Annotated in this window: 16 protein-coding genes; 8 read left to right on the top strand and 8 right to left on the bottom strand. The window is 67.1% G+C overall.

The genetic code is table 11. The features are described from left to right. The first annotated feature begins 111 nt into the window (after window positions 1-111). A complete protein-coding gene (locus ACT2FV_RS03430; RefSeq protein WP_444503205.1) occupies window positions 112-1,050 on the top strand; it encodes a 2-hydroxyacid dehydrogenase in 939 nt (312 codons plus the stop codon). 70 nt (window positions 1,051-1,120) lie between these two features. After that, window positions 1,121-2,497: an MFS transporter gene (locus tag ACT2FV_RS03425; RefSeq protein WP_444503204.1), complete on the top strand. Its 1,377-nt coding sequence runs from the start codon at window positions 1,121-1,123 to the stop codon at window positions 2,495-2,497. A gap of 36 nt (window positions 2,498-2,533) precedes the next feature. Here ACT2FV_RS03425 and ACT2FV_RS03420 read toward each other — a convergent pair whose 3' ends face one another. Then, the gene (locus ACT2FV_RS03420) at window positions 2,534-3,502 is read right to left on the bottom strand and encodes a LysR family transcriptional regulator (protein WP_059607251.1); all 969 of its coding nucleotides are present in this window, start codon (window positions 3,500-3,502) and stop codon (window positions 2,534-2,536) included. A gap of 365 nt (window positions 3,503-3,867) precedes the next feature. On the opposite strand from ACT2FV_RS03420, the gene ACT2FV_RS03415 reads away from it, so the two are divergent. The 4 genes from ACT2FV_RS03415 (at window position 3,868) to ACT2FV_RS03400 (ending at window position 8,136) form a co-directional block, all read left to right on the top strand. Then, window positions 3,868-5,043, top strand: coding sequence for an HPP family protein (locus ACT2FV_RS03415; protein ID WP_151049023.1), 1,176 nt, complete (start codon window positions 3,868-3,870; stop codon window positions 5,041-5,043). Between the two features lie 103 nt (window positions 5,044-5,146). After that, window positions 5,147-5,560 (top strand): MarR family winged helix-turn-helix transcriptional regulator, encoded by a 414-nt coding sequence (locus ACT2FV_RS03410; protein WP_059607248.1) that lies wholly within the window; start codon window positions 5,147-5,149, stop codon window positions 5,558-5,560. Window positions 5,561-5,590: 30 nt separating this feature from the next. Next, window positions 5,591-7,378, top strand: a complete 1,788-nt coding sequence (locus tag ACT2FV_RS03405) for a chloride channel protein (RefSeq protein WP_444503203.1) — start codon at window positions 5,591-5,593, stop codon at window positions 7,376-7,378. 425 nt (window positions 7,379-7,803) lie between these two features. Continuing rightward, on the top strand, window positions 7,804-8,136 hold the full coding sequence (locus ACT2FV_RS03400) for a hypothetical protein (RefSeq protein ID WP_174919636.1): 333 nt from the start codon (window positions 7,804-7,806) through the stop codon (window positions 8,134-8,136). Window positions 8,137-8,248: 112 nt separating this feature from the next. Here the strand turns inward: ACT2FV_RS03400 and ppnP are convergent, their stop codons facing one another. Beyond that, on the bottom strand, window positions 8,249-8,569 hold the full coding sequence (gene ppnP, locus ACT2FV_RS03395; RefSeq protein ID WP_151049025.1) for a pyrimidine/purine nucleoside phosphorylase: 321 nt from the start codon (window positions 8,567-8,569) through the stop codon (window positions 8,249-8,251). A gap of 178 nt (window positions 8,570-8,747) precedes the next feature. Then, the gene (locus ACT2FV_RS03390) at window positions 8,748-9,650 is read right to left on the bottom strand and encodes a LysR substrate-binding domain-containing protein (protein WP_059607242.1); all 903 of its coding nucleotides are present in this window, start codon (window positions 9,648-9,650) and stop codon (window positions 8,748-8,750) included. A gap of 181 nt (window positions 9,651-9,831) precedes the next feature. Here ACT2FV_RS03390 and ACT2FV_RS03385 point away from each other — a divergent pair, with 181 nt between their 5' ends. After that, complete coding sequence (locus ACT2FV_RS03385) at window positions 9,832-11,016, top strand: M20 aminoacylase family protein (protein WP_444503202.1); 1,185 nt, start codon at window positions 9,832-9,834, stop codon at window positions 11,014-11,016. Window positions 11,017-11,059: 43 nt separating this feature from the next. Beyond that, the gene (locus ACT2FV_RS03380; RefSeq protein WP_444503201.1) at window positions 11,060-12,379 is read left to right on the top strand and encodes an MFS transporter; all 1,320 of its coding nucleotides are present in this window, start codon (window positions 11,060-11,062) and stop codon (window positions 12,377-12,379) included. A 195-nt stretch (window positions 12,380-12,574) separates the two neighbouring features. On the opposite strand, the gene ACT2FV_RS03375 is transcribed toward ACT2FV_RS03380, so the two are convergent. From ACT2FV_RS03375 to ACT2FV_RS03355, 5 genes are all read right to left on the bottom strand, one after another. Continuing rightward, window positions 12,575-13,678: a porin gene (locus ACT2FV_RS03375; protein ID WP_059533872.1), complete on the bottom strand. Its 1,104-nt coding sequence runs from the start codon at window positions 13,676-13,678 to the stop codon at window positions 12,575-12,577. A 63-nt stretch (window positions 13,679-13,741) separates the two neighbouring features. Further along, window positions 13,742-14,161: a DoxX family protein gene (locus tag ACT2FV_RS03370; protein ID WP_059607238.1), complete on the bottom strand. Its 420-nt coding sequence runs from the start codon at window positions 14,159-14,161 to the stop codon at window positions 13,742-13,744. A 176-nt stretch (window positions 14,162-14,337) separates the two neighbouring features. After that, window positions 14,338-15,615 carry a c-type cytochrome gene (locus ACT2FV_RS03365; protein WP_444503200.1) on the bottom strand — a complete coding sequence of 426 codons (1,278 nt, stop codon included), beginning with the start codon at window positions 15,613-15,615 and terminating at the stop codon, window positions 14,338-14,340. A 2-nt stretch (window positions 15,616-15,617) separates the two neighbouring features. Beyond that, window positions 15,618-17,237 (bottom strand): GMC family oxidoreductase, encoded by a 1,620-nt coding sequence (locus ACT2FV_RS03360; RefSeq protein ID WP_059607234.1) that lies wholly within the window; start codon window positions 17,235-17,237, stop codon window positions 15,618-15,620. Then, window positions 17,237-17,743, bottom strand: a complete 507-nt coding sequence (locus tag ACT2FV_RS03355; protein ID WP_444503199.1) for a sugar dehydrogenase complex small subunit — start codon at window positions 17,741-17,743, stop codon at window positions 17,237-17,239. Before ACT2FV_RS03355 ends, ACT2FV_RS03360 begins: the two co-directional genes overlap by 1 nt. Window positions 17,744-17,787: the final 44 nt, after the last annotated feature.

The raw sequence follows: 17,787 nt of genomic DNA, 5'->3' as shown, positions 1-17,787 counted from the left end.
AAATCGTGAATCAATCAATAGTCTCTTGATGTTAGACCGATATCGATACGGTTCCTATACTCGGTTGCACCTGATGCGCGGCCCGCGCCGCGCACGACGACCGAGACCTTCATGACCATCGACATCCTGCTCACCCAGCCGCTTCCCGACACCATCGACGCCGAACTGTCCGCGCGCTACGCGGTGCATCGCCTGTACGCTGCCGACCAGCCGGACGCGCTGCTCGACCGCGTCGCGTCGCGCATCCGCGGCGTCGTCACGGGAGGCGCGAACGGGTTGTCCGCGGCGTTGATGGACCGGCTGAGCGCGCTCGAAATCGTCGCGATCAACGGCATCGGCACCGACGCCGTCGATCTCGATCGCGCCCGCGCACGCGGCATTCACGTGACGACGACACCCGACGTGCTGACCGACGACGTCGCCGACATGGCGATGGGGCTGATCCTGATGACGCTGCGCGACCTCGGCGCCGGCGAGCGCATCGTGCGCGCCGGCCGCTGGGGCAAGACCGCGCAGCCGCTCGCGACGCAGGTGACGGGCAAGCGGCTCGGCATCGTCGGCCTCGGCCGCGTCGGACGCGCGATCGCGCAGCGCGCGCAGGCGTTCCGGATGCCGGTCAGCTACTTCGGCCCGCGCGAACATCGCGACAGCGGCTACCGCTACGTGCCCGACCTGGTCGCGCTCGCGCGCGACAGCGACGTGCTCGTGCTCGCGGCATCGGCCGATCACGGCAACGTGCTCGTGACGGCCGACGTGCTCGCCGCGCTTGGCCACCAAGGATTCCTGATCAATGTCGCGCGCGGCAAGCTCGTCGACGAAGCCGCGCTCGTGCGCGCGCTCGCGGACGGCACGATCGCCGGCGCGGGCCTCGACGTGTTCGCGGACGAACCGCGCGTGCCGGCCGCGCTGCTCGAACTCGAACGCGTCGTCGTGCAGCCGCACCGCGCGAGCGCCACGCACGAGACACGCGACGCCATGGGCCGGATCGTGCTCGCCAACCTCGCCGCGTGCTTCGCGGGCCAGCGCCCGCCGACCAGCGTCACGAACTGAGCGCCGCCTGCTTTCCCCCACCACGACAACAAACCAATCACCTTCGCACGACGAAGGCCAGGAGACTCGCATGCCCAATCGATCCAGCGGCAGCGCCGCCGTCGCCGCGTCGCCCGCCTCATCCACCGCGTCGCGCATGACCGGCCGCGTCCGTTACACGGTCCTCGCGCTGATCTTCGCCGTCACCGTCGTCAACTATGCGGATCGCGCGACGATGTCCATCGCCGGCACCGGCGTCGCGCACGACCTCGGGCTGACGCCCGTGCAGCTCGGTATCGTCTTTTCCGCTTTCGCGTGGGCCTATGCGATCGGCCAGATTCCGGGCGGCTGGCTGCTCGACCGCTTCGGCGCGCGCCGCGTGTACGGCCTGAGCCTGCTGCTGTGGTCGGTCTTCACGATGCTGCAGGGCACGGTCGGCTGGTTTGCCGCGCAGGGGGCCGCCGCGACGTTCGCGCTGTTCGCGATGCGCTTCATGCTCGGCCTGGTCGAATCGCCGGCGTTCCCGGCCAATTCGCGGATCGTCGCGTGCTGGTTCCCGACTGCCGAGCGCGGCACCGCATCGGCACTGTTCAATTCCGCGCAGTACATGGCCGTCGTGCTGTTCGCGCCCGCGATGGCCTGGCTGACGCACGCGCTCGGCTGGGAACACGTGTTCCTGTGGATGGGGATGCTCGGCGTCGCGCTGTCGGCGCTCTGGTTCGCGTGGTATCGCGAGCCGCACAGCCATCCGCGCGTGAGCGACGCCGAGCGCGACGACCTGCGCCAACGCGGCGCGCTCGTCGATCTCGAGGCGAACCGCGTCCGGCACCGGCAGCGCGTATCGTGGCGCGACGCATCGCAGCTGTTCCGCCACCGGAACCTGTGGGCGATCTATGTCGGCCAGTACGCCATCACGGCGCTCACCTATTTCTTCATCACGTGGTTCCCGATCTACCTGATCAAGGGCCGCGGAATGACGATCATGGAGGCCGGCTGGGTCGCCGCGCTGCCGGCGCTCTGCGGCTTCACCGGCGGTGTGCTCGGCGGCGTGCTGTCGGACTGGCTGATCCGGCGCGGCGTGCATCCGTCGCGCGCACGCAAGACGCCGTTCGTCGTGGGGATGGCGATGGCGACGCTGCTCGTGCTCGCGAACGGCGCGTCGTCGAACACCGTCGTGATCGCGCTGATGACGATCGCGTTCTTCGGCAAGGGCCTCGCGGCGGTCGGCTGGGCCGTGCTTGCCGATACCGCGCCGGAAGGCATGGTCGGCCTGAGCGGTGGCGTGTTCAACGGCCTCGGCAACATCGCGGGGATCGTCACGCCGCTCGCGATCGGCTATTTCGTCGCGCACACGGGCTCGTTCGCGGGCGCGCTGTGGTTCGTCGCAGCACACGGGCTGATCGGCATCGCCGCCTACGCGTGGCTCGCCGGCCGCTTCGAACGGATTCGGGTCACGCCGCACGCATGACGCCCGGCGCCGCCGGGCGAGCGAACGGCGGCAGCATCACGCGCGCTGGCGGCTGCCCGGCGCCGGCTCGACCGCGAGCCGGTCGAGTTCGCGCAGGTCGTTCTCCAGCGCGGGCGTGAGCGTCGTGCGCAGATGGTCGAGGAAGGTGCGGATCTTCGCGTCGAGATAGCGGCGTGTCGCATAGACGGCATACACGCTGACCGTCTGCAGCCGGTAATCGGGCAGCACGCGAATCAGCCGCCCTTCACGGATGTCGTCGAGCACGGTGTACAGCGCGACGCACGCGATGCCGCGCCCTGCCCGCACCGCGACGCACAGCGCATCCGGTACGTTGACCTGGAACGGTGCCGGCTGCAGCTCGTACACCGTATCCTCGTCGTCGCCGCGCTCGAGCCGCCACTCGCTGGCCGGCGATGCGGGCGTATCGAGGCGCAGGCACACGTGGTTCGGCAGATCATCTGGCGTCGTCGGCGTGCCATGCCGCGCCAGGTATTCGCGCGATGCCACCAGCACGCTGCAACTCGTTCCGCAAGTCTGCGCGACGTAGCCGGAATCGGGCAGCTGCGACGCGGTCACGATCGACACGTCGTAGCCTTCCTCGACGAGGTTCGGCATCCGCTGCGCGAGCGTCAGCTCGATCGAAACGTCCGGGTTGTCTTCCTGGTAGCGCACGATCGACGATACGACATGACTCTGCCCGAGCCCCGTCATCGCATGGATGCGCATCTTGCCGCTCGGCCGCAGCAGCGCGTTGCGCGCCTCGGCGTTCGCGTAGTCGAATTCGGCGAGGATCGATTTCGCACGCTCGAAGTAGCGTTCGCCGCTTTCGGTGAGGCCGAGATGGCGCGTCGTGCGATGCAGCAGCCGCGTCTGTACGTGAGCTTCGAGATTCGACACCGCGCGCGATACCTGCGCGGTGGTCGCATCGATTTCTTTGGCGACCGCGGTGAAACTGCCGGCTTCGACAACGCGCACGAACAGGCGCATGTTTTCGAGCATGTCCATTGAATTGGCTTGGGGAGTGTCGGTGGGAAAACGTCGGCGGCGCTCGCGTCAGACGGGAATCGGAGCGTGCGCGCGAACGATGCGCAAGCGATCGCCATGCCGGGGAACGGGCGGGAGAGCGGGCATCGCGTGCGTGGTTGTGGCATATCGAGGGATTCGGTGGCCCGAATTGTACGCCGCCGCAGACAAATTTGCGCGGTTGCAGCGTCGCCAAGCTTTCATCTGATGAAAGGTTTTTGCAAGACGGACGCGTCGCGCGCCTGCAACGTCTTGATGCAGCGCGACAATTTATATCACAACGCGATATAATCTGCGCCTTCCTTGCGCTGCGTCATCCGCGTCGTCATTTTTACCGCTTATCGTCCATGTCGTCAGGCTCCTCCCCGTCGCGCCGCACATTCCGCCAATGGCTGCACAGCTTCATTCCCCATCCGATGACGCTCGGCTGGCGCGAGCGCATGCGCTCGTGCACGGGCGCGCTCGTCGGCATCGCGACGGTCGGCGTCACGATGCGGCTGCTGCCCGGCGTGCCGGGCCTCGTGCCGCTGCTCGTCGCGCCGATGGGGGCGTCGGCGGTGCTGCTGTTCGCGGTGCCCGCGAGTCCGCTCGCGCAGCCGTGGTCGATCATCGGCGGCAATCTGGTGGCGGCGACCGTCGGCGTCGCGTGCGCGCAGTCGATCGCCGATCCGATCACTGCCGCCGCGGTTGCGGTCGCCCTCGCGATCGGCGGCATGTTCGTCCTGCGCTGCGTGCACCCGCCGTCGGGCGCGGTCGCGCTGACGGCCGTGCTCGGCGGCCCCGCGATCCACTCGCTCGGCTTCGGCTTCGTGGTCGAGCCGATCGCGCTGCAATCGGCGATCCTGCTGTCGGCCGCGCTCGTGTACCACGCGCTGACAGGCCACCGCTATCCGCACGGCGGCGTGCGTCCCGACGCGAAGCCGCAAGACGCCAACGCCGCGCCGGCACGCGGCGGCTTCACGCGCGCCGATCTCGACGCCGTGCTGAAGCGCCGCGGCGAATGGCTCGACGTCGATCCGGACGACCTCGAGATGCTGCTGCGCGAAACCGAGATGCAAGCGTATGCGCGCACGTTCAGCCAGCTCACGTGCGCCGACCTGATGACGAAGAACGCGATCGAAGTCGCCCCGTCGACGTCGGTGACGGCGGCGCTGACGCTGCTCGACCGCCATCGCGTGAAGGCACTGCCCGTCGTGGACGGCGACGATCGCCTGATCGGCATCGTCACGCGCGCCGACCTCACGCGCCAGCTGCGCCGCCCCGCTCCGCTGTGGCAGCAGCTGGCCGCGCGGCTGCCGCAGTCGTTCGGCGGCCAGCCGCCCAGCGTCGCGACAGTGATGACCCGCGACGTCGCGTCCGTGCCGCAGACCATGCCGATCACCGCGCTGGTGCCGCTGTTTACACATTCGGGCCACCACCACATCCCGGTCGTCGACGCATCGCGACGGCTCGTCGGCATCATTACGCAGACGGATCTCGTCACGGGCCTGTACCAGCAGACGCGGATGCTCGAGGCCGCGTAACGCCGACGAACAACGAAATGTGCTCCATTCCGCTGAAAATCGTCCATTTATATCATATTGTGATATATTTCACGTTGCCGAAACTCCTGCCCGACCGACCGCAATGACCGATACCCGACGCTCGCTGACCAAAGCCGATTTCCAGCAACTGTCCGAGTTCCGCTACCAGATGCGCCGCTTCGAGCGCTTCTCCGAACGCGCCGCGCAAAGCGAAGGCGTGACGCCGCTGCAGTATCTGCTGCTGCTGCACATCAAGGGCTACCCGCATCGCGAATGGGCCACCATCGGCGAACTCGCCGAACGCCTGCAGGCGCAGCATCACGGCGTCGTCGCGCTGGTGACGCGCTGCGAGGCGCTCGGGCTCGTGAAGCGCAAGACGAGCGAAGCGGACCGCCGGCAGGTCGAGGTCCACCTCGAGGAAGCCGGCGAAACGCTGCTCGCCCGCCTCGCGGCCATGCACCGCACGGAACTGAAATCGCTCAAGGGCACGTTCCAGGTTCCGCAGATCGATTATTGACCCAGGCTTGACCAACCTCTCCCTGCTCCGATGAACGCACCACACAAACGCGATTTCTCGACCAACGAACGCCTGCCCAGAATAGCATTGCTGGCTGCCGGGATCGGCGTGCTCAGCACGCTGGCGGCGTTCGTGCTGTTGAGCCTGATCCACCTGTTCACGAACCTGTTCTTCTTCCAGCAGTTCTCGTTCGCCGACCGCTCGCCCGCCCACAACACGCTCGGCGCGTGGGTGATCATCGTGCCGGTGATCGGCGGGCTGATCGTCGGGTTGATGGCGCGTTTCGGCTCGGAGAAGATCCGCGGCCACGGCATTCCCGAAGCGATCGAGGCGATCCTGTTCGGCAAGAGCCGCATGTCGCCGAAGGTTGCGATCCTCAAGCCGCTGTCGTCCGGCGTCGTGATTGGAAGCGGCGGCCCGTTCGGTGCCGAGGGCCCGATCATCATGACGGGCGGCGCGCTCGGCTCGCTGATCGCGCAATGCGTGCACGTGACCGCGGCCGAACGCAAGACGCTGCTCGTCGCGGGCGCGGCCGCCGGTATGACCGCCGTGTTCGGCACGCCGGTCGCCGCCGTGCTGCTCGCGGTCGAACTGCTGCTGTTCGAATGGCGTCCGCGCAGTTTCCTGCCGGTCGCGCTCGCGTGCGCGGTGGCCGGTTTCGCCCGCGCCGTGTTCTTCGGTGTCGGCCCGCTGTTTCCGCTGGCCACCGCATCGCCGACGCCCGTCGCGCTGCTGTCGTGCATCGTCGCGGGCCTGCTGTCGGGCATGCTCGCATGCGGCCTGTCGGCCGCGCTGTACCGCGTCGAGGACGCCTTCGCGAAGCTGTCTGTGCACTGGATGTGGTGGCCGGCGCTCGGCGCGATCGTGATCGGCATCGGCGGCTGGCTCGAGCCGCGCGCACTCGGTGTCGGCTACGACGTGATCGGCGACCTGCTGCACCAGCGCATCGCACTGAAGATCGCGCTCGCGCTGCTGATCGTGAAGGCCGTGATGTGGGTAATCGCGCTCGGCTCCGGCACGTCGGGAGGCGTGCTGGCCCCGCTGCTGATGCTCGGCGCCGGCCTCGGCACCGTGCTGTCGCCGGTGCTGCCTGGCGGCGATCCGGCGCTCTGGCCGCTCGTCTGCATGGCCGCGACGCTCGGCGCGACGCTTGGCGCGCCGCTGACCGCGATCGTGTTCGCGTTCGGCCTCACGCACGACGCGAACGCACTGCTGCCGCTGCTCGCCGCGACGCTCGTCGCGCACGGCTTCGCGACCGTCGTGATGAAGCGTTCGATCATGACGGAAAAGATCGCGCGCCGCGGGTATCACATCTACCGCGAATACGGCGTCGATCCGCTCGAACGCCATGACGTGGCCGAAGTGATGACCTCGGCCGACGCGCTCGTCGCGATCGACGGGGCCATGACGCTCGACGCGGTCGAGTCGCAGTACTTCGGCGTAAAGCAGACACACCGTGCATACCCGGTCGAGCAGAACGGCCGCCTGCTCGGCATCGTCGATCGCGCGACGCTCGACGCGCAGCGCGCGCAGGCCGGTCCCGGCGGCGCGCTCGCGAACGCGTTCGCCGAGCATGTGCCGGCCGTCGCGCAGGCGCACGAAACGTGCCGCGTGGTCGCATCGCGGCTCGCGATGCTCGGCCTTGAACGCCTGCCGGTCGTCGACGATCCGCAATCGCTGCGCATCATCGGCATCGTGTCGCGCAGCGACTTGATCAAGCCCGCGCTCCACCACTTCGACGACGAACAGAAGCGCGAACGCTTCCGTCCGGTCGTACCCGTCAACCTGCGCGACGCAGGTATGCGCAAGGCCGGCTGATACGCACCGCGCGCGCCGCCGCGTCCGGCGTTTAAACTTCGTTGACAATCGATCGGACGAAAGTTTGTCATCATGGTACTCATGCGACGGGGCCATCATTCAGCCGTTCCACATCGTCATCCAATAAAGAAGCGTCGCGGCGCGACATGCAGACACATGCAGCACGCCGCGGCCGTCAATCCGCCACACCTCAGGGCAGCGAGCCGACCTCACGACGCATGACGTCGTTGTCGCGTCTCCACACGGACCGCGCACGACGCATGCCGCCGCGCGACAGAACGCAATGCATCCGGAGTGCCGTTTGGCAAGCGCGTTAACAACTTGTTTCGGAATCGCCGGAACCGCATTTGTCCGATGCAATCTCACAGGCACGCAGTTCTGCTGCGCATCCCACTCAATCAATCACGACTCGAGGGAGATAAAACGTGAACGTGAAATACTTACCGCTCATCGCATTGACCGTGGCAATTTCTGCTCACGCGGCCGATCCGGCCGTGCAGAACGTGGGACAAAGCCAGAAGGCCGCCCCGGACGTCTCGGCGTGCATCGCCAAGACCTGGGCCGACAAGTCGCAACAGCAGGTGATCTCGCAGAACGTGCTCGCCAACGGCCTCGCGACCGATGTCTACGCACCGGGCCAGCAGCCGCCGAACGGCGTGGCCGCGATGGTTCGCCCGTCGTCGAAGCCGGACGCGAAGACGTGGGTCGGCGTGCGCGGCGACGCGGCTGCCGCCGGCGACATCAGCGCCTGCCTGTAAGCCCCGCGCCGGACGGCGTTGCGCCGTCCGCATGCGACAAGCCCCGCCTAGGCGGGGCTTTTTCGTTTGGGCGCACGGGCCGCACGCACGCGTCGCGACCGTGCTTGCGCGCTTACAGGTAGCTGCAGACGTAGTCGAGCGTCTCGAGCACTTCGATGTCGAAGCGGCTCTTGCCCGGCACAGAGAACGATTCGCCGGAGCCGTAGGTCTGCCAGTCGCTGCTGCCGTCGAGCTTCACGCGGCACTTGCCGGCCTGCACTTCCATCAATTCGGGCGCGTCCGTGCCGAAGTTGAGCGCGCACGGCAGGATCACGCCGAGCGTCTTGCGCGTGCCGTCCGGGAAGAGCACGGTATGCGACACGCACTTGCCGTCGAAATAGACGTTCGCGCGCTTGACGACCGATACGTTGTCGAATTGGGTTGCACTGGTCATGTGATGCCTCTGATTGCTGGATGCCGGATGGCGTGTTGTCGGAAGCCGGCCGGGGCGGCAGGCCGGCCGCTATGATACCGGCTCGCGGCGGGCGTGCCGCAAGCGGGGCCGATCGCAGGCGTGCGACCGATAATCAGGATCACTATTCGATGCATTGTGTGGCCCGCATGGAGCATGCTCAACGGAGCCCCTTGCGTCGCGCGGAATCGCGCAGGCAGTCGAGCAGCATTGCCGCAGCCGGCGTGAGCGGACTGTCGCGGCGCGTGACGACCTGCACGGACACGCCGGGCAGCCGCTCGCGGATCGGCAGCACCACGAGCTGGTCGCGCGCCCACTCCCCTTGCAGCAGTTGTTCGGGCATCGACGCGATCAGGTCGCAGCCCGTCATCAGGCTGTGCGCGAGGCCGAAGCTCGGGCATTCGACGACCCGCTGCGGCACCGGCAGCCCGTATGCGATGAACGTGTTGAACAGCACCTGGGTCGAGCTTTCCGGCGACGGATTCATCAGCCAGTCGGCCTCGACGAGATCGGCGAGCGACGTGGCCGACGCGAGTGGATGCCCCTTGCGCGCGACGATCAATGATCGGCTCGCATAGAGTTCCGCGTGATCGAACTCGGCCGCCAGCAGTTCGGGCACGACGACGGCCACCGCGAAATCGAGGGAGCCGTCGTGCAGCCGCGGCAGCGCGACGCCCGGAAACCCTTCGATCAGATTGACGCGCGCGACCGGAAAGCGCCGCCGGAACGCGCGAAACGCGTCGGGCAGGATCGTCACCGCGGCGGCCGGCGTGATCGCCGCCGCGACCGAGCCCGTCATCGCGCCCTGCGCCTGCTCGATGTCGTCGCGCGCACGCTGCATCTCGGCGACGATCAGCCGCGCGCGCACCTGCAACTGCTGGCCGAACGCCGTGAGCTGCACGCCGCGCGCGGTGCGCACGACGAGCGACACGCCGAGCGCGATCTCCAGTTCCTTGACCGCCTTCGTCAACGCCGCCGGCGACACGTTCAGACGCCGCGCGGCCGCTCGGATGCTCCCTTCGTCCGCGACGGTGACGAACGCTTTCAACTGATGGTATTTCATGGCGGCATGCGTGATTCGTGGAAACCCCCGTGCAGCGCGGCGCATGCAGGCTCAGGGTATTCCCGAGCGGCAACCGGTGGTGTGCACCAAAGCAATTTAGCAGCTTCTGGTGCGCAAAAGAAATTTATATCCTTTACCGTCATATGCGCGTCAAACGTCCACCGGCCCCACAGGAGACACCATGCTGCAAGCCGCGAACCCCGTCATCCCCGGCATCGCCGCGATCGCCCCAGACCACATCGAAGTGCGCCGCCGCATCCATGCGCACCCGGAACTCGCGTTCGAGGAAACGCTGACGAGCGATCTCGTCGCGGAACTGCTCACCGGCTGGGGCTACGAAGTGCATCGCGGCATAGGCAAGACGGGCGTCGTCGGCGTGCTGCGCGAAGGACAAGGCACGCGCACCGTCGGCCTGCGCGCCGACATGGACGCGCTGCCGCTCGCCGAGGCCACCGGCCTGCCCTACGCGAGCCGCCATGCGAACAAGATGCATGCATGCGGCCACGACGGCCACACCGCGATGCTGCTGTGCGCGGCGCGCCACCTGGCCGCGACGCGCCAGTTCTCCGGCACGCTGAACCTGATCTTCCAGCCAGCCGAGGAAAACTTCGGTGGCGCGAAATCGATGATGGACGACGGCCTGTTCGACCGCTTCCCGTGCGATGCGATCTTCGCGATCCACAACATGCCGGGCCGCGCCGCCGGCGACATGGCATTCCGCACCGGCGCCGCGATGGCGTCGGCCGACCGCGTGACGATCACGCTGCGCGGCGTCGGCGGTCACGGGGCGATGCCGCACTTCGCACGCGATCCGATGTCGGCCGCGGGCAGCATCATGGTCGCGCTGCAGACGATCGTCGCGCGCGAGGTCGATGCGCAGCATGCGGCCGTGATCACGGTCGGCAGCGTGCAGGCCGGCGAGACCTTCAACATCATTCCCGAAACCGTCGTGATGAAGCTGTCGGTGCGCGCGCTGAACGCCGACGTGCGCGCGCTGCTCGCCCGCCGAATCGAAGCGCTCGCGAAGGGCCAGGCGGAAAGCTTCGGCCTCACCGCGGAAGTGGATTACGACTACGGCTACCCGGTGCTCGTCAACCATCCCGAACCCACCGCGTTTGCAGCCGACATCGCACGCCGGATGCTCGGCGCCGAGCGCGTCGAGACCGAGGCCGCGCCGCTGATGGGCAGCGAGGACTTCGCGTTCATGCTCGAGGCGCGCCCCGGCTGCTATGCGTTCATCGGCAACGGGATCGGCAGCAAGGGCGGCTGCATGGTGCACAACCCCGGCTACGACTTCAACGACGACATCCTCGCGATCGGCGCGAGCTACTGGGTCCGCGTCGCCGAAGCCTGGCTCGCGGCCTGACGGCCCTTCATCACGCAGTTCCGCGCTTTAGCAGGGGAACCCCATGGAAACGTCCGCCCTTCCGTTCGCCGGCTCGCCGGCCGATGCCCGCGCCGCCGCGAAGAAACGCCGCCTGATCGCGGCCGCCGCGGTCGGCAACGCGCTCGAGTTCTACGACTTCACGGTCTACAGCTTCTTCGCAATCCTGATCGGCAAGCTGTTCTTTCCGGTCCACTCGTCGTTCGGGCAGCTGATGCTCGCGGTCGCGAGCTTCGGCGTCGGCTTCGTCACGCGTCCGCTCGGCGGCCTCGTGATCGGCATGTATGCCGACCGCGCCGGCCGCAAGAAGGCGATGATCCTGACGCTCTTGCTGATGGCGCTCGGCACCGCGACGATCGCGGTCGCGCCGACCTTCGCGCAGATCGGCATCGCCGCGCCGCTGCTGCTCGTGCTCGCACGCCTGCTGCAGGGGTTCGCATCGGGCGGCGAAGTCGGCGCGTCGACGACGCTGCTGCTCGAACAGGCACCGCAGCACCGCCGCGGCTTCTACGCGTCGTTCCAGTTCTCGAGCCAGGGGCTCGCCGCGCTCGCCGGCGCGCTGACCGGCGTCGCGCTCACGTCGACGCTCAATGCCGCGCAGCTCGAAAGCTGGGGCTGGCGCGTGCCGTTCATCATCGGCACGCTGTTCGTACCGCTCGGCTACTGGCTGCGCAAGACCGTCGAGGAAGTGCCGGCTGCCGCGCACGCCACCACGCACGACGAGCCGGTCGCGTCGCTGCCGCTCGCCGATGTGCTGCGCCACCACGGCAAGGCTGTGTTCGCGGGCCTCGGCGTGACGATCGGCGGCACGTCGATCCACTACATCATCGTGTTCTACATGGCGATCTACGGCGTGCAGGTGCTGCATCTTCCGACCTGGCTGTCGATGACGGCAGGCTGCGTCGCGGGCGCGATCCTGATGCTGGTGACGCCGATCGGCGGCCACCTGTCCGACGTCTACGGGCGCAACCGAATCGTCTGGTGGACGCGCATCGTGCTGATGGGCGCGATCTACCCCGCGTTCATCGCGCTGAACCGGTGGCCAGGCGCCGCGTCGCTGCTGTCGATCATCGCCGCGCTCTCTGTCGTGCACGCGATCAACATCGGCGCGACCGGTGCGATGCTCGGCGAGCTGTTCCCGCGTGCGGTTCGGGCGACCGGCGGTGCGCTCGTCTACAGCGTCGGCGTCGCGATCTTCGGCGGCTTCGCGCAGTTTTTCGTGACCTGGCTGATCGCGGCGACCGGCAACCCGAACGCACCCGCGTGGTATGCGATCGGCTGTGGTGCGATGACGCTGCTCGCCATTCGCTGCATGGACGAGAAGGCCGGGAAAGCACTCGATTAACTGACAGGCGATGCGCGGCACGTGCGCGGCCGCAACGTCGTCGATCCACCGACCCCGCCGGTTTCGGCGGGGTCTTTCCTTTTGTGTGATCGACACCGCTCACATGAACCGGCAGCGTCAGAGGACCGTCCGTCGCCGTAAACGCAACAAGGCACGGGCCACCATCACCCGTGCCTTGCGTGCGCTACGCCTCGATCAGAACGTATGCATCATCCCGACATACGCGCCCGTCTGCGATTCGCCCGTCATCGGGCTCGTGCCCGACGTCGCGTCGCGCGGCGACGCGAGCAGCGAGAAGTTCGAGTTGCCGCCGTTGCGCACATACGCGACCGTCCCGTACAGGAACGTGCGCTTCGACAGGTTGTACGTCGTACCGAGCACGTACATGATCGCGTGCCCTGACGGATCGTGCGACGCATCGCCGCCGCCGTCACCGACCTTCACGTAATACCCGCCGCCCGTCACGGCCCACTGCGGCGTTGCCGTGTAGGTCGCGCCGAGCCAGTAGTGATCGGCGCGATCGGCGACGCCCGCCGGGCTGTCCGGCGCCTGGTAGTGCGTATAGGCGCCCTGGATCTTGAACTTCGAGACCTTCACGTTCGCGCCGACGAAATACTCGCGCGACGCGGTGAAGATGTTGCTGAACTTGCCGTTGTTGTCGCGCAGCTCGTCGTAGATACCGCGCACGTCGAGCACCGGCGAGTGGTACGAGATCATGATCCCGTCCGAGCGGCCGAAGTCGTCGGCCGCGCCGTAGTTGAAGCCGCGCGACTGGTTGCCGAACGCATATTGCGCCTGCACGTCGAAGCCGCCGATCACCGGGCTGTGATATTCGATGTTGTTGCTGCTCTGCTGCCAGTTGCGCCCGCGCACGAGCGATGCGGACGAAAACGCCTGCTGCACGAACGGATCGAATTCCCACACGCCATCACTGTCGATGAACAGGTTGCGGCCGGCCTGCAGCTGTCCCCACGTGTCGCTCTTCAGCCCGACATACGCGCGGCGCGACCACATGCGTCCGCCGCCCGTCGTGCCGTTCATCACCTGAAACGCGGTTTCCAGGTTGAAGACCGTCGACATCCCGCCGCCGAGATCCTCGACGCCTTTCAGGCCGAACATGCTGGTGCCCCAGTCGCCGCCTTCCGCGCTCCAGCGCGTCGAGCTGCCGTTGGGCGTCGCGATGTGGTTCAGGTATTCGACGCCGCCGTCGATCCGGCCGTACAGCGTCACGCTTGTCTGCGCGAACGCGGCCGCCGGCGTGGCGGCCACGATCAGCCATGCGAAATGTTTGAGTCGCAAAATGATGCCCCCTCGGAGTCCCGACCGTCCGACACGCGCCCCATGCGCGCGCCGGCGATCCGTTTACCCGCGATCGATCGAAAAACGTCCGGGGCCCGCCGCGCAGAGCGCGAGCAGGCCGCCCGAGATCGCGATGTTCTTGTAGAAATGAATCATGTTGTTCATCTGCTCGCCGCCCGTCATCGTCCAGTAGTGGTGGCCGATCAAGCCGGTGCCGATCGTATACAGCGCAAGCAGCAGCGCGAGCGGCCGCGTCTGGAAACCGACGAGGATCGCGATGCCGGCGAACAGCTCCATCACGACGGAGATTGCCGCCGAAACAATCGGTGCAGGCGCACCCTCGCTTCCCATGAACGCGATCGTACCGGAGAAGTCGACGATCTTCTTCCAGCCGAACATCACGAACAGGATCACGAGCAGGATTCGGGACAGCAGCAGCAGCACATCGCGCTGGGAAGCGAGAAACGGTTGATTCGGTGTCATGGTGTGATCAACGAAAGCGGTGCGCGAACCGCGCGCACCGGATTGCCTGTGAACCGGAACGGGCGGCTGCCGGCCGCCCGCCCCGCTCTGCAACAACCGGCATCGGGGCCCGCCCGATGTGCTGTGCGCCTCCTCTTGTCAGTGTTGCCCTGCTTCGTGCCGCGTCGCGTCCGGCGTCAACGCGCCTTCGCGACGTCCTGCTCGGTCACCTTCGCGGCCGGATTGCCGAACTGGCCGGTCAGGTAGTTCACCAGCGCGGCGATCTGCGCATCCGACAGCTCGTTGCGGAACGCGGGCATGCCGACGTCCTCGCTGCCGGCCTTGCGCTGCACGCCATTCAGGATCACCTGCACCAGGTTCGCCGGATTCGACGCACCCACCGTCGAGTTGTGGAACAGCGACGGGTAATAGCCGTCAGGCGTGCCCTTGCCCTGCATCTGGTGGCACGTCGCGCAGTTGCCGAGATACAGCCGCGCCGGATCGATGCCCGACGACGCGAGCGCCACGCCGCGCAGCTTCAGGCCGTCTTCGGCCGGCTTGCCCCACGACGAGCGCGACTGCTTCGCGTCGCCGCTGGCCACCGCCGGCACCGTGCGGATATACGTCGCGATCGCGCCGATGTCGGCGTCGGTCATCTTCGAGAAGCTGTGCTCGACCGCCTCGGCCATCGGACCGGCCGCCTGCGCGAGGCCCGGCACGCTGCCGGTACGCAGGTACTGGACGAGTTGCTGCTGCGTCCAGCCGCCGATCCCCGCGTTCGGGTCGGACGTGATGTTGTAGCCGTCCCAGCCCGCGAGCACCGAGCCCGACAGGAAGCTGCCGCCCGACTCGTCGAGCGACTTCTCCTGCATCGCGATGCCGCGCGGCGTGTGGCACGTGCTGCAGTGCGCGAGGCCCTGCACCAGGTACGCGCCGCGGTTCCACTCGGCGCTCTGCGTCGGCTTCGGCGCGTACGCGCCGTCCTTCAGGAACAGCCAGTTCCAGATCTTCAGCGGCCAGCGCATGCTCAACAGCGCGGGAATCTCGTTCTTCGGCGGCGTCTGCTTGACCGGTTCGACACCGTGCATGAAGTATGCATACAGCGCCTGCACGTCGTCGTCGTTGATCTTCGCGTACGACACGTAAGGCATCGCCGGGTACAGGTTGTTGCCGTTCTTCGACACGCCGTGACGCACCGCCCGCTCGAAGTCGTCGAACGTCCAGTTGCCGATGCCGGTGTCCGGGTCGGGCGTGATGTTGCTCGTATAGATCTTGCCGAGCATCGGCACCGGCATCCCGAGGCCGCCGGCGAACGGCTTGCCGCCCTTCGCGGTGTGGCAGGCCATGCAGTCGCCCGCGACCGCGAGATATTCGCCGCGCTTGATCTGCGCGGGATCGGCCGAGTCGGCCGCGCGCACGAGGCCCGGTAGCGCGAGGCAGCCAGCGAGGAGGAAGGTGAGAGTAGATTTCCGCACGGTCAGACTTCCTTCTTCAGCGTGTCCGACATCCGCAGCGCCAGCGCCGCGATCGTCAGCGTCACGTTCACCGTACCGACGGTCGGCATCGTCGAGCTGCTCGAGATGAACAGGTTCGGATGGTCGAACGTGCGGCAGTCCTTGTCGACGACCGAGTCGCGTGCATCCGCGCCCATGATCGTCGCGCCCGTGATGTGGTTGTTCGGCGCGAACTCGTCGTTGAACACGACGTCCGTGCCGCCCAGCACCTGCGCCGCGGTCGCATAGACTTCGCGCGTGTGCACGGCGCCGCGCTTCACGTAGTCGTCGATCGCATAGGTGATTTCCGGGCGCGGAATGCCGATCGCGTCGGTGGCGGTCTTGCTCGGCACGATGCGGTTCTCGGGCTGCGGCAGGATTTCGTGGAAGCAGTCGAACTGCACGTAGCGGGCCGAACGATCGCGGATCTGCGCGTCGAGCTCGTCGGACTTCATCAGCTTGCCGGCCTTGAAGATCTTCTGCGTCTCCTGGTTGATGCGCGACATGTTCGACAGATGGATCTTCTTCGCGGCTTCGGTCGCGCGGAACGGACCGTCGCGGAAACCGATCAGCGACGTCATTTCCTGCGGACCGCGACCCGGCCACAGCTTCTCGCTCGCATAGAACGACACGCCCGTGCCCGGGTGGTCCATCAGGTTGCGCCCGACCATGTCGGAGCTGTTCGCGACGCCGTTCGGGAAGTCGCGGTTCGCCGACATCAGCAGGATCTTCGGCGTCTCGATGCCGTTCGCGGCGACCACGAAGTACTTGCCCTCGACGCGATGGTCGGCGCCCGTCTTGTCCTTGTAGATCGCGGCGACGATGCGCTTGTCCGGACCCGTCTCGAGCTTGTAGACGACCGCGCTGTCGATCAGCTTCGCGCCGGCCTGCTCGGCCTTCTCGACGTGCACGATGCCGTTGTACATCGCACCGATCGGGCAGATCGGCATGCAGTTGTTGTTCCCGCAACAGGTTGGCCGGCCGTCGTACGGACGGCTGTTGCGCGCGACCGGTTCGGTCACCACGTGGAACTTCGGGTCATGGCCGTTGAGCGCGCTCTTGATCGTCTGCTCGTTGAACGACAACGGCAGCGGCGGCATCGGATACGGCTGCTTGCGCGGCGAGTACAGGTCCTCCTCGGGGCCGGGGCCCCACACGCCGAGTTCTTCCTCCGCGCGCTGGTAGTAATGCTCGAGGTCGTCGTACTGGATCGGCCAGTCGCGACCGACGCCGTACACGGTCTTCATCTTGAAGTCGTTCGGGATGAAGCGCCACGCCGACGCGGCCCAGTGCCACGTCGTGCCGCCCACCGCGCGGATGTACTGCGAGTTGAACTTGTGCTCGCCCTTCAGGACCAGGTAGTCGTTCGGCGGGCCGTATTCCGGATGCGGCGCCCACGGGCTCGACGGGTACGGCGCCATGAAGTCCGTCTTGTCGGGCTGATTGCGGAAGCGTTCGACGATTTCCCAGCGCGGCATGCGCGGGCCTGCCTCGAGCAGGATCACCGACTTGCCGGCCATGGCGAGCTGGTGCGCGACGATCGCGCCTGCGACACCGGATCCGACGACCACGACGTCGGCTTTTTGCGTATCGGTATCGGCCATCAGGCTTGCCTCTCGGTCGGTTTTTCGGCCCAGAAGCCGGGTTTGTTGGGGCAATACGAAGGAATCACGAGCGTATCGGATACGACGCTGAACATTAATGCTTCCTCGTACGTAATCACGACGTTGTCGACGATGCCGAGATACCACGCTTCGAGAATCGACAGCGCGGAGGCCTCCTGATCGGGACTCAATGAACCGGACGCGAGCGCGCCGGCGAGTTGCGACAGACCGTCGGCGGTCTTGAACGAGCCCTTCTGCAAGGCCTGCAGGAAGCGGTCGCCGAGCACGCGGCTCAGCCCTTTCTTGCCTGTCAGTGCTTCGGAGAGCGTCATGAACGTATCGAGCGGCGCGGCGCCGGGATTATCGGCCAAGGCTCGCAACGCCAGCGAGCCGGTGAGGCCTGCCGCCGTCAGCGCCAGTGCGCCTTGCAGCCATTGACGCCGCGTGATGCCGGATGCGGCTGCGTCGCGATCGCGACGCGAGTGGGGGGTGTTGTCGTTGTGCATGTTTCCTTCTCTCGAACACCGGATTCGGGAAAACCACGCTTGAT

The organism is Burkholderia sp. PR2 (genome assembly GCF_052372875.1).
GTDB lineage: Bacteria > Pseudomonadota > Gammaproteobacteria > Burkholderiales > Burkholderiaceae > Burkholderia > Burkholderia diffusa.
Note: the sequence above shows the minus strand (reverse complement) of the source record. Positions and strands in the feature narration are given on the sequence as shown.

Coding starts and splice junctions, on each gene's coding strand:
- ACT2FV_RS03430 (WP_444503205.1), top strand. CDS start 112: ATGACCATCGACATCCTGCTCACCCAGCCGCTTCCCGACACCATCGAC.
- ACT2FV_RS03425 (WP_444503204.1), top strand. CDS start 1,121: ATGCCCAATCGATCCAGCGGCAGCGCCGCCGTCGCCGCGTCGCCCGCC.
- ACT2FV_RS03420 (WP_059607251.1), bottom strand. CDS start 3,502: ATGGACATGCTCGAAAACATGCGCCTGTTCGTGCGCGTTGTCGAAGCC.
- ACT2FV_RS03415 (WP_151049023.1), top strand. CDS start 3,868: ATGTCGTCAGGCTCCTCCCCGTCGCGCCGCACATTCCGCCAATGGCTG.
- ACT2FV_RS03410 (WP_059607248.1), top strand. CDS start 5,147: ATGACCGATACCCGACGCTCGCTGACCAAAGCCGATTTCCAGCAACTG.
- ACT2FV_RS03405 (WP_444503203.1), top strand. CDS start 5,591: ATGAACGCACCACACAAACGCGATTTCTCGACCAACGAACGCCTGCCC.
- ppnP (WP_151049025.1), bottom strand. CDS start 8,569: ATGACCAGTGCAACCCAATTCGACAACGTATCGGTCGTCAAGCGCGCG.
- ACT2FV_RS03390 (WP_059607242.1), bottom strand. CDS start 9,650: ATGAAATACCATCAGTTGAAAGCGTTCGTCACCGTCGCGGACGAAGGG.
- ACT2FV_RS03385 (WP_444503202.1), top strand. CDS start 9,832: ATGCTGCAAGCCGCGAACCCCGTCATCCCCGGCATCGCCGCGATCGCC.
- ACT2FV_RS03380 (WP_444503201.1), top strand. CDS start 11,060: ATGGAAACGTCCGCCCTTCCGTTCGCCGGCTCGCCGGCCGATGCCCGC.
- ACT2FV_RS03370 (WP_059607238.1), bottom strand. CDS start 14,161: ATGACACCGAATCAACCGTTTCTCGCTTCCCAGCGCGATGTGCTGCTG.
- ACT2FV_RS03360 (WP_059607234.1), bottom strand. CDS start 17,237: ATGGCCGATACCGATACGCAAAAAGCCGACGTCGTGGTCGTCGGATCC.
- ACT2FV_RS03355 (WP_444503199.1), bottom strand. CDS start 17,743: ATGCACAACGACAACACCCCCCACTCGCGTCGCGATCGCGACGCAGCC.